This window comes from Candidatus Hydrogenedentota bacterium (genome assembly GCA_012730045.1).
Classification (GTDB): domain Bacteria; phylum Hydrogenedentota; class Hydrogenedentia; order Hydrogenedentales; family CAITNO01; genus JAAYBR01.
Genome location: JAAYBR010000154.1, coordinates 1 through 11789, shown reverse-complemented (window position 1 = coordinate 11789; position 11789 = coordinate 1). Strand labels below are relative to the sequence as shown.

Genomic DNA, 11789 nt, shown 5'->3' with positions numbered 1-11789 from the left:
GGGCCGGAAAAGTAGACGCGCCATCTTGGCGCGTTCTTGGGGTTTTCGTTGGCCCAAAGAACGCGCCAAGATGGCGCGTCTACTTTGCGGGCGTTCTCGCCGACTTACTTCATTAGCAGCGAAGCGAAGCAACCTCTTGTCGGAATGTCACAGCTCTGTCTCACCGCATGAGGGAACCGCAAAGGCTCCCGCAACAGGCGGGCTCTGCGGGCATCCACAAGGCGCGGGCTGCCCCCGGAATTCCCCCGGAAAAGAACGTGGGGCCGGCACGTCCTGCCGGCCCCGCGGGGGGAAGTAGACCACATCTGCCTTGTGGGTCACCCGAACAACGGCGTAAGCATGGCGATGATCACCCCGAGGCTCTCGTTGACCGGCGCCTCGCCGTTGCGCTCATAGCGGATGAACTCCACATGCCCGTCCATGTACAGCACGTTGCAGCCGCCGGGGATGTGGTTGAACGCCCGGGCCTTCACGTCGAGGTTGTCGAACATGGACCATATCTCGCTCTGGGCCGAGGCCGACGCGCCGGGGTTGTTGATGTCCGTGATCAGGAAGCGCTCGATGCCCTCGCGCATCCGGTAGACCGTCGTGCCGGTGGCGTTGCCGAGCGTCGGGTTCGTGTACGCGGAAAGGTCCACGTCGCTGTCCGCCGGGCTCAGGATGCCGCCCCCGCACGCCGGCGTCGCCGCCGGGCTCATCATCAGGCACGGCACCAACCCCGTCAGCACCTTCTCCACCATCCGCGCGATCTGCGCGGACACCAGCGTGGCCGGGTCCGGCATCATCGACGGGTCCAGGGACAAAACGCTGAGAATCATCGTCTGGTTCAGCGCGACGGTCGGATCCGTCGGCCCCGCCTTGTCAATCAGGAAGCCCAGATACCCGTAGCTCGCGTCCACCGCGTTCGCGCAGGCCATCCCATTCCAGTTTGACTGCGTGATGCACCAGTCCCCCGTGTCCTCGTCCTTCGCCCACTCAATATGGCGCTGCAGGTTCGAGTCCGAAGGGCAGAACAGGATCATCGGGTCCGTCAAATACTCGGGATAGATGGTCATCGGGTTGGGCCCGGGCTTCGTGCCCGTGCGCCACTCGCCGTCGCCGTCCTGGTAGTTGCCGCAGTACATGGGTGGGAACGCCCCGCGGCTCTCGTTGGCGTACATCTTGAACACCAGGCCCCACTGCTTCAGGTTGTTCTGGCAGCTGGCCCGGCGGGCCGCCTCGCGCGCCCGCGCCAGCGCGGGCAGCAGAATTGCGGCGAGAATCCCGATGATGGCAATGACAACAAGCAGCTCGATCAGTGTGAATCCCTTGCGTCGCATGACATGACTCCTTAACTGTTGGTTGACGCCTCCACGCCCCTTTTCTCCTGAGACACCCGCACGTTGCGTAAACGCATGCCGGAGCAAAGTATAGAACAGATTTGAAAAAAAGGCAATAGGGCATGTCCCAATAAACCGGAGTTTTTCCTGATAACCGGGACGCCCTTCCTGCCCGCGCGGGGGGAGAATTGACTTCCACACGCCCAGCCCCGCATGCTCAGGGGAGACTGCGAAACAACAAGGAATCGCCGCCATGCGCAACGCCCTCCTTTCCCTGCTTGTCCTGTCCGCAGCATTTGCCGGCCTTTCCCTCCCGGCGGGCGCGGACGTGGTCCTGGACGCGGGCACGTACCAGTTGACGCTGGGCGGGGACGGAACGCCCACCGCGCTGGTGAACCCGGCGTCCGGCAATGTGCTGGACCCGGCGTCCCGCGTTCCCTTCCTCTCGGCGCGCATCGGGGGAAAGGACACGCCGGCGACGGCGGTCTCCGGAGACGGCGGCCGGATTACCGCGCGCTTCGGCGCGGACGGGCCGGAGGCGGTGGTGGAGGCGGCCCCCATGGACGGCGGGCTCGTCTTCACCGTGCTGTCCGCCGACGCGCGGATCGAGGCGCTCACGTTCCTGAACCTGGCCACCACCCTCTCGGGCACCCTGGACGACCCGTTCGTGACGGCGCTCCTCGCGCGGAACCTGAAGACCAAGGTGGAGGGCATCCCCGGCCCGATGAAGGCGCTGAAGGCGGAGTGTTTCAGCCGCTTCGGCATCGGGGGCGCATCGGTCGCCCTCGTCGGCTGTCCGCCCGACCGCCTGCGCGGCACGCTGAAGGCCGCGCTCGCGGACGCAAAGGACCTGCCGCAGCCGCCCCCCGGGGTGACGCCCGTGGGCGGGCCGTGGGCCCTGGACGCCGAGGTCGCGCGGGGCTCGTACCTCTTCGATTTCGGCGCGCTGACGGAGGAGACGGCGGACGAATGGATCGGGCTGGCCAAGACCCTCGGCCTCACGCAGATTGACTTCCACACGGGCTCCTCCCTGCGCTTCGGCGACTGCCGCCCGAACCCGACACTCTTCCCGCGCGGCCGCGACAGCGTGCGCGCCGTGCTGGACAAACTGCACGCGGCGGGCATCTCCGCCGGGCTGCACACCTATGCCTTCTTCATGGCCAAGGACGTCCCCTGGGTCACCCCCGTGCCCGACCCGCGCCTCGGCAGTTTCCGCGCGTTCACGCTCGCGGCGGACGTCCCGGAGGCGGCGGACACGATCCCCGTGGCGGAGTCCACCGCCGATGTGTCGCTCATCACGGACTTCTTCGTGCGCAACAGCGTCACCCTGCGCATCGGGGAGGAGCTGGTCACCTTCACCGGCGTCACCAAGGAGGCCCCCTTCGCCTTCACGGGCTGCGCGCGCGGCGCCCTCGGCACGAAGGCCGCCGCCCACTCCGCGGGCGAACAGGCGCACCACCTCAAGGAGTGCTTCGGCCTCTTCGCCCCCGACGCCGACTCGACGCTCCTGGCCGAGGTCGCCGCGGCCACGGCGGACACCTACAACGAGTGCGGCTTTGACATGATCTACCTCGACGCGCTGGACGGCGAGGACATCCTCGGCGGCCGCGAAAACGGCTGGCACTACGGCGCGCTCTTCGCCCACGAGATCGCCAAACGGCTGAAGAGGCCCGCCCTCTTCGAGATGAGCACCTTCCACCACCACCTGTGGTGCATCCGCGCGCGCATGGGCGCCTGGGACCACCCCGCCCGGTCCTACAAGCGCTTCATTGACGTGCACGCCGCCGCGAACCGCGGGGGCGCGGGCAGCTTCCTCCCCATGACCCTCGGCTGGTGGGCCGTGAAAACGTGGAAGGACAACCCCCAGGTCGAGCCGACGCTTCCCGACGACATCGAGTACCTCATGGGCAAGGCCCTCGGCAACGACATGGGCATCGCCCTCATGGGCATAGACCCGAAGACCATCAAAACCACCCCCGCGTTCCAGGTGCTCGCGCCCATTTTCCGCGACTACGAGGCCCTGCGCCTCGCCCGCCGCGTGCCCGACTCGGTGCGCGCCCGGCTGCGCGAGCCCGGCGCCGAATTCACCCTCCAGGGCGGCGCCGGCGGCGATTTCCAGTTCCTCCCCGTCCACCGCGAGCGGCACAAGGTGGGCACCACGCCCGAGGACACCGCGTGGACCGTCGCCAACCCCCACGCCGCCCAGCCCGCCCGCATCCGCATCCAGCCGCTCCACGGCGCCGCCGCCGGGGACGCCGCGGAGACGCAGGTGCTGGAGTCCTTCGCCGACCTCTCGGTCTTCAAGACGGAAACCGCCGCGCCGGAGGTCACCGTGCGCGTGGAGCCTTCGGGAGAGACGACGGAGGACGGCGCCCCCGCCGTCCGCATCACGGCGGCCAATGGAATGGCCGCGCCGGAGAAGGCCTGGGCAAAGGCGGGCCGCCGCTTCGACCCCGTCCTGAACATCAAGGACAAGTTCGCCATCGGCCTCTGGGTCCGCGGCGACGGCTCCGGCGCCCTGCTCAACGTGCAGTTCCGCAGCCCCGAGCACACGGTCCACAACGGCACCGGCGACCACTACGTCCGCCTCGACTTCACCGGATGGCGGCGCTTCACCCTCGTCGAGCCCGAGGGCGGCACGGTCCAGGACCACCCCTGGCCCTACGGCGGAAACTACTACTACGTCTACCGCGAGGAGGTGGACCACGCCCAGGTGGCCTCGTTCTCCGTGTGGCTCACCGGCCTGCCCGCCGGGAAGGAAGTCTCCGTCCTCCTCTCCCCCGTGACCGTTTCCAAGACCGCCAAACAGACCCTGCGCAACCCCGCCGTCACCCTCGGCGGCGAGACCGTCACCTTCCCCGTGGAACTCGAGACCGGCATGTGGCTCGAATGCCTCGCCCCGGACGACTGCAAGGTCTACGGCCCCGAGGGCGGCGTGCTCCGTGAGGTTACCCCGCAGGGCGCGCTCCCCGCGCTCGCGACCGGCGAAAACACCGTGCAGTTCGCCGGAGACACCGGCGACACCCCCGCCCGCGCCCTGGTCACGATCAGCGCCGTGGGAGACCCGCTGGAATAGCCGGGCAGGCCCGGGAAAAGACCTCTGTCTGACCCGTCCGACTTGTCCGACCCGTCTGACCCGTCTGACCCGTCCGACGGGGCCTGACCATCCGACCGATCGGTCCAATCCGACCGATCCGTCGGATGTTATTCTCTGTTTTCCCCTTATTCTTTTCTCCTTTCAGGAGCGATTCCCAACACAGAACATTTCTTAGTTAACCCCCTTTACAATCATAAAAGGCTGTGGTACAGTCAAGACGGTCGCCGCGTGTCGGCAGGAAGGCGCGCAGGGGCGGCCAGGTCAGGGGGCGGGCTCCGGTGACCTCTCGGCGGACAGGGCGGGGGACTGCCGCCGGGGGGGCGGACGGGAGAGGAAGTATGATGCGGGTTCAGCCAGGCGTCCACAGGAATGGCGAAATCCCCTTGGAACACGCCGCCGCCCCGCCGCCCTTTTCATTCACCACAGCAACGCCGGGGGCGCAGTCTGCCCCGGCGTTTTTCAAACGGACCGCCCGGACGGCGGAACAGGCATGGGAGGACAGGACGATGAAAACGACGCGACGTGACAGTGGAACGAACGGGTTCTTAAGGAGGGCGTCGCACGCATGGGTCATCGCCGCAATCTTCCTGCTGACCGCCGCCGCCGCGCCTGCGGCGGTGTTCCATGTGGACGCGGCGTCCACAGCCCCCGCGCCCGACGGCGCTTCCTGGGCCACCGCCTACCCCGACCTCCAGTCCGCCGTGGACGCGGCGGCTGCCGCCTCCGGTGGCGAGGTCTGGGTGCGGAAAGGGATGTACAAGGGGATGCTGGAGACTGCCATCCTGTCCCTGCGCGAGGGGGTGGCGGTCTATGGCGGCTTTGCGGGCGGCGAGGTTTCGCAGGATGCCCGGGACTGGCAGGCCAACCCCACTGTGATTGACGGCGAGGGAATGCGGCGCTGCGTGACGGGTGCGGACAACGCCGCACTGGACGGCTTTGTCGTCATCCGGGGGCGGAACGGCATGACCAACAACAACTGTTCGCCTGTGGTGGGGAACTGTGTTTTCATGGGGAATATCGCCTCCGGTTACGGCGGCGGCATGTACAACTACCAGGGTTCTCCAAAGGTGGTCAATTGTGTCTTCACAGGAAACAGATCGGACTATATGGGGGGAGGCATGGACAACTGGGCATCCTCCCCGTCTCTGGAAAACTGCGTGTTTACGGCCAACGCCGCGCAGTACGGCGGAGGATTCTCCGCCTACTACAGCAGTCCGGTCGTGGTGAACTGCGCGTTCACGGGCAATGAGGCCTCGTCCGAGGGCGGCGGCGTGTGGGCCTCCAGTATAACTCCCGCCGTTCTGACCAACTGTGTGGTCTGGGGCAACAACGCTCCGGTTGACCCGGAAATCGGCCCCCATTACGCCGAACAGTCCGTTTCGTATTCCTGCGTCCGGGGCGGGCGTGAAGGGGACGGAAATCTCGACACGGACCCGCTCTTTGTCGGCGCGCCGGAAGGAAGCCTGCAACTGCGCGCCGGATCGCCCTGTCTGGACACGGGCACGCCGGACGGTGCCCCAACGGCGGACCTGCTGGGCGTGCCGCGACCCCAGGGCGCGGGGGTGGACATGGGTCCCTACGAGGGGGCTGTGGCGGAGGGGGATGTGGTCACACTCACCGTTGCAATGACACCCGAAGGGGCGGGCGTGATCAGTCCCGCGCCGGGAACCTACCGCCGGGTGCGGGGGGAGACCGTGCCGTTCGGCGTGGACCGCGGTCTTGGATACGTCTTCGTGCGCTGGGAGGGGGGCCTTTCCAGCACGGAGCTGCTGACATCCCTCACGCTCACGGGCGACACCCAGGTGACGGCGGTGTTTGCCGAAAATATCTACCGGGTGGACGTCCTGTCGGCGATAGAGACGCCCAACGGCCGGTCATGGGAATCGGCCTATTCCGACCTCCAGTCCGCGGTGGACGCGACCTATGCCGCGGGGGGCGGTGAAATCTGGGTGCGCGGCGGCACGTACACCGGTTTGGAGGGCACCCTGCTGGTCATGCGGCAGGGCGTGGCGCTCTATGGCGGGTTTGCCGGCGGCGAGACGGTCCGCGAACAGCGGGACTGGGTCAAGAACCCCACCGTGCTGGACGGCGAGGATGCGCGACGCTGCGTGGAGGGGGCCAGCAACGCGATACTGGACGGATTCATGGTCGAGCGCGGATTCGCCGACTACGGCGGCGGCATGCACAACCCCGCCTGCTCGCCAAAGGTCGCCAACTGTGCCTTCCGGTACAACCGGGCCACGCGCGACGGCGGCGCGGTGGACAACTATTATTCCCAGTCGCTTTTCGTCAACTGTCTTTTCTCCGGAAACACCGCAGATAGGTTTGGCGGCGGCATGACCAACTCCCGCAGCGACGCGACATTGGTCAACTGTACGTTCAGGGGAAATTCAGCGAGCGACGGGGTGGCATTGAATAACTATTGGTGTTCCCCGAAAGTGGCAAACTGCATCCTATGGGATGTTCCAGAGTCGGGAAGACAGCAGATAAGGACTGATTACTCAACCCCGACAGTCTCCTTCTCCTGCATTCTAGGCGGCTGGCCCGGCGAGGGCAATATCGCCGAAGACCCGCTGCTGGTGGGAGCGCCATCTGGCAGCCTGCAACTGATGACGGGGTCGCCCTGTCTGGACGCGGGCACCGCTGCCAACGCGCCGGACACGGACTTCCTCGGCAGGCCGCGTCCCCAGGGCGCGGGGGTGGACATGGGGGCCTATGAGGGCGCGGTGACGGAGGAGGAGGTCGTCACGCTCACCGTCTCGGTGGAGCCCGAGGGGCTGGGCGTTGTCCAGCCGGAGGCGGGTGTCCACCGCCACGTTCGGGGCGACACCGTCACCCTGCGCGCCGGGCGCGGCCGGACCAAGGCCTTCTCCCATTGGGAGGGGGCCGTCTCCAGCACGGAACCGGAGATCATCCTCACGCTGGCGGAGGACACGGCGATCACGGCGGTTTTCGCGGACAACCTGTACCATGTGGACGCCGCGTCCACGGCGGCGGACCCGGACGGCCGGTCCTGGGCGTCGGCCTATCCCGACATCCAGTCGGCGGTGGACGCCGCCTTCGCCGCCACGGGCGGCGAGGTCTGGGTGCGAGAGGGGGTCTACACCGGCACCGCCGCCACGCTGGTCACCCTGCGCGAGGGTGTCGCCCTCTACGGCGGCTTCGCGGGCGGGGAAACGGTCCGCGAGGCGCGGGACTGGGAAAACTACCCCACCGTGTTGGACGGCGAGAACGCCCGCCGCTGTGTGGAGGGGGCCGACCAAACCGTGCTGGACGGGTTCAGCATTACCCGGGGCTACGCGATGCCGGATTATGAGGGCGGGGGCATGCGCAACCGCTCCTGCCGTCCCAAGGTTTCCCACTGTGTCTTCCAAGACAACGAGGCGCAATATGGCGGGGCCATCTACTGTACTGACAGCGACGCCTCCATAAGCGACTGTTTCTTCTTCGAAAACCGGGGCGTCGTGGGTGGTGGGGCAATGCTCAACCACTTCTGCTCCCCCACCGTGGAAAGGTGTGTTTTCGAGGGAAACACCTCAACGGAAGGCGGCGGCGTGTATTCCCACTTCGGGAAGCCCTCGCTTTCAGCGTGCGTTTTCTCGCGGAACAGCGCACTGCAGGGTGGCGGAGGATTGTGGAACAGTCGTACGTCGGCCCTGGTGATGAATTGCCTTTTCGTGGCGAATACCGTCTACTCAGAATATGGATGGCAGGTTAACGGCGGCGGGATAATGAACAGTTACGGGTCCAGCATGGAGGTTGTGAACTGCACCTTCACGGAAAACATCTCCTCTGGTCAAGGAGGTGCCCTCTACAATCAGGAATATGCCCAGGCGTCCTTGAAAAACAGTATTGTTTGGGGAAATGAGGCACCCGAGGGCGCGGGAATCTGGAGCATCGGATATCTCGCAAACACCCTGGCCAGTTTCTCGTGCATACAGGGCGGCTACGAGGGCGAGGGGAACATCGCCGAGGATCCGCTGTTTGCGAATGCGGCCGCGGGCGATTACCGGCTGATGCCGGGCTCGCCGTGCATTGACACGGGCACGCCGGACGGCGCGCCGGCGGCGGACCTGCTGGGCGTGCCGCGTCCCGTGGGCGCGGGGGTGGACATGGGCCCGTATGAGCTCGTCCCGGCGGGCTTCGTGGCCGTGCCGGACCTGTCCGGCCTCACCCGCGCGGAGGCGGAGGCCGCGCTGGCGGCGGCCGGACTGGCAGCGGGCGTTGTGACGGAGGAACACAGCGGCGAGGTGCCCGCCGGTCAGGTGATCCGGCAGACGCCGGGGGCGGGTTTCTACCTGGCGTCCGGTTCGGCGGTGGCCTTCGTGGTGAGCCTGGGTCCGCCGCCCGTGGCGGTGCCCGATCTGACCGGGCTGACGGTGCCGGAGGCGGAGGCGGCGCTGGCCGCCGCCGAATTGACGGCAGGCGCGGTGACAGAAGAGCACAGTGCCACGGTTCCGGCGGGCCGGATCCTGCGTCAGGATCCCGTGGCGGGCATACAGGTCGCGCCGGGTTCGGCGGTGGCGCTGGTGGTGAGCCTGGGTCCCGCGCCGGTGACCGTGCCGGTGCCCAATGTGATGGGGTTGACCGTCTCCGAGGCGGAGGCCGCGCTGGCCGCCGCCGGGTTGGTTGTCGGCGGGGCATCGGAAGAATACAGCGCCACGGTGCCCGCGGGCCGGATCCTGCGTCAGGATCCCGCGGCGGGCCTGCAGGTCGCGCCGGGTTCGGCGGTCGCGCTGGTCGTGAGTCTTGGTCCCACGCCGGTGGCGGTGCCCGACGTGACGGGGCTTTCCCGCGCGGCGGCGGTGTCCGCGTTGGCGGCGGCGGGGCTGGTCCCCGGGCCGGTCACGGAGGAACACAGCGACACGGTGCCGCTGGACCGGGTCATCCGCCAGACGCCCGCTGCGGGCGCGCAGGTGCCGCCGGGCACGCCGGTGGGCCTCGTGCTGAGCCTGGGGCCCGCGCCGCAGGGCGTGGCCGTGCCGCGGGTCATTGGCCTGACGCGTTCCGCCGCCGAGGCGGCGCTCGGGGCCGCCGGGCTGGCCGCAGGCGGCGTGACGGAGGCCTACCATCCCACGGCGCCGGCGGGCCAGGTGATCGGCCAGACGCCGGGCGCGGGCCAGCGCGTGCCCGCAGGCACGGGGGTGGACCTCGTGCTGAGCAAGGGCGCCGACCCGGCCTCGGTGACGGTTCCGGACGTGGCGCGCCTGCCGCGCGCGGCGGCGGAGGCGGCGCTGATGGCGGCCGGGCTGGCCGTGGGCGCGGTGACGGAGACCCACAGCGGTCTCGTGCCTGCGGGCGCGGTGGTGCGGCAGGATCCCCCGGCGGGGGTGCTGGCCGCGCCGGGGACGGCCGTGGCGCTGTCCGTGTCGCTGGGCGTGGACCCGAAGGCCGTGGAGACGGCCCGGGAACTCCTTGAGGCCGGCTTCGACGCCCTCGACGCGGACCACAGCGGCGGCCTGAGCCTGGCCGAGGCCCGCGTGCGGATAGGAAACCTGACGGACCTGATGTTTGCCGCCCTCGACACCAACGGCGACGGCGAACTCAGCGAGGCCGAACTCGCCGCCGCCGACGGCTGCGGATGCGGCTGCCGCAAGGGGTCCCTGACCCCGGGCACCCTCAAGACCCGCCTCGGCGACCTCTTCCTCGGCGCGCTGGCGCTTGTGCTGCTGGCCGCGCTGAGGGGGAGTCCCCGGGCTTGACAAACAGGGCAATCGCACCGAAAAGGCCCCGCGAGAAGCGCCTGCGGGCGGCATGAACGCCCCTCGGATGTGTGTTTTGGCCGTTGTTGTCCCAACGGGACATCCGCATAGGACCCGGGCGGGCCGCCGTTCATTCCCCGCGGCCCCGGGTTTGCACAGCGCGCGGCGCCTTGGAGTGCGGTAGCCTTCTGCCGCCTTTCTTCGCGTGGGCTTGCCCGCGCGGGGTCCGCGAAAAACGACCGTGGCCACCCTTTTCCCCAAGGCCGGCGCGGGACTTCCCGCCCCAATTTCGGCTGCCCCGCTGGGGCATGATTCTCTCTGTCCGGGCAACCCAGGGCAGGTCTGGCCCTTCGGGCGGCGGCCTGCCCCGGGCTATATTCGGCAACGCTTTCAGCGTTGAAGAGGCCGGACAAGGGGCTGTGCACGCACTCCATCCAGAAGGTGTCCTCGGATTCTAGTGCGATTGCCCCGGGCTTGACAAAACGGCGAACACTATGTACAGTGCCCGCCAAGCAAGGGTACCGCCGCGGCCACGGCGGGCCGGGCCTTCGACGGGAGAAGGACCCCCGCCCCGCCCCGGCGGACAACCGGAGAAAGAGACGATGAAGAAACTGTTGGTGGTTTCGCTGGGTGCGCTGATGCTTGCCGGGCTGTCCGGCTGCCCCCTGGGCGGCGGTGCGGACAAGGACCTGCTCGGGCTGTGGGTGATTTCCCCGGCGCAGCTCGGAAACAACTGGGGCGGCGCGAACCTTGACGGCGCGTACTGGGTGGAAACCTGGGACACGAGCACGCTGGAGTTCGGCGAGCTGGACAAAGACACGGACCGCGGCGCCTTCACCTGGAGCATCAAGCGCCTGTACCAGGTGGTGCAGGTGTCGGCGGACGGCACGGAGACCCTGAAGAACTCAAAGGAGGTGGTCCGGCAGACCGTCACGGGCCAGTACAGGACCAAACCCTACGACAAGGCCGACCTGCAGGGTGTGAACATCGAGGACGGCACGGACCTGTGGGCCGAGCGGGTGCTGGACGTGATGAGCGTGCAGCAGGGCGCCGTTCTGGACGTGGGCTGGCGCTGGGAGGGGGGCAATGTCGTCTTCACGGAGGCGACCCTTCCGGCCGGGGCCCTTCCGGCATTTCCCGCCCCGCTGGTGTGGCGCGGCGTGTACACGGTGGATCCCTTCGGCGACCTCAACATCGCCATGAGCCCCCTGGGCGAGGTGGCGGGCCAGCCCGCGCCCGGCCTCGACGCCGGACAAAACATCTATCTCCGCCCTGAGCGCGAGAAATAACCCCTTTCAGGACGCCTTTTCGGCCGGCGGGTTCCCTGGGAAACCCGCCGGCCGTTTCTGATTTCCGGAACAGGTGGGCGCGGACCCGAGCGCTGGCGGACACGAGATTGCTTCGCCTCGCTGCTAAGAAAGTACCGGGTTCGCTGGAGAGGCCGCGCCCCTGGGATCGCCAAGCTTCCCCTTGGCTTTCGGGGAAACACGGGGCGACCAAGCCCGCGCGGAAGAACCCAAGAGGCCAAGCTGGAGCTTGGCGAGCCCAGGGGGCGCGTGGTTTGGGCGATGGAGGGAGCCGAAGCCGTGGTGAGACGAGAGGGGCGCGCGGCGTCTCCTTTTGGAGTGCGGCGGCAACGACGCCGCTTTGGTTCCCGGGAAAGAGCTGCCG

Annotated in this window: 4 protein-coding genes; 3 read left to right on the top strand and 1 reads right to left on the bottom strand. The window is 68.1% G+C overall.

Going from position 1 to position 11789, the window contains the following annotated elements; translation table 11 throughout:
- Positions 1-317 precede the first annotated feature (317 nt).
- On the bottom strand, positions 318-1319 hold the full coding sequence (locus GXY15_16720) for a DUF1559 domain-containing protein (GenBank protein NLV42857.1): 1002 nt from the start codon (positions 1317-1319) through the stop codon (positions 318-320).
- A 253-nt stretch (positions 1320-1572) separates the two neighbouring features.
- Between GXY15_16720 and GXY15_16715 the strand changes: the two genes are divergently transcribed.
- The 3 genes from GXY15_16715 to GXY15_16705 all read left to right on the top strand — a co-directional run bounded on the left by GXY15_16715 (position 1573) and on the right by GXY15_16705 (position 11407).
- Complete coding sequence (locus GXY15_16715; GenBank protein ID NLV42856.1) at positions 1573-4395, top strand: hypothetical protein; 2823 nt, start codon at positions 1573-1575, stop codon at positions 4393-4395.
- Positions 4396-4922: 527 nt separating this feature from the next.
- Positions 4923-10118 carry a PASTA domain-containing protein gene (locus GXY15_16710; protein NLV42855.1) on the top strand — a complete coding sequence of 1732 codons (5196 nt, stop codon included), beginning with the start codon at positions 4923-4925 and terminating at the stop codon, positions 10116-10118.
- 602 nt (positions 10119-10720) lie between these two features.
- Entirely contained in the window at positions 10721-11407 is a 687-nt protein-coding gene (locus tag GXY15_16705) for a hypothetical protein (GenBank protein NLV42854.1), read from the top strand.
- The last annotated feature ends 382 nt before the right edge of the window (positions 11408-11789 follow it).

Excerpts from the sequence above, each read along its gene's own strand:
- GXY15_16705 (NLV42854.1), top strand. The coding sequence starts at position 10,721 with ATGAAGAAACTGTTGGTGGTTTCGCTGGGTGCGCTGATGCTTGCCGGG.
- GXY15_16720 (NLV42857.1), bottom strand. The coding sequence starts at position 1,319 with ATGCGACGCAAGGGATTCACACTGATCGAGCTGCTTGTTGTCATTGCC.
- GXY15_16715 (NLV42856.1), top strand. The coding sequence starts at position 1,573 with ATGCGCAACGCCCTCCTTTCCCTGCTTGTCCTGTCCGCAGCATTTGCC.
- GXY15_16710 (NLV42855.1), top strand. The coding sequence starts at position 4,923 with ATGAAAACGACGCGACGTGACAGTGGAACGAACGGGTTCTTAAGGAGG.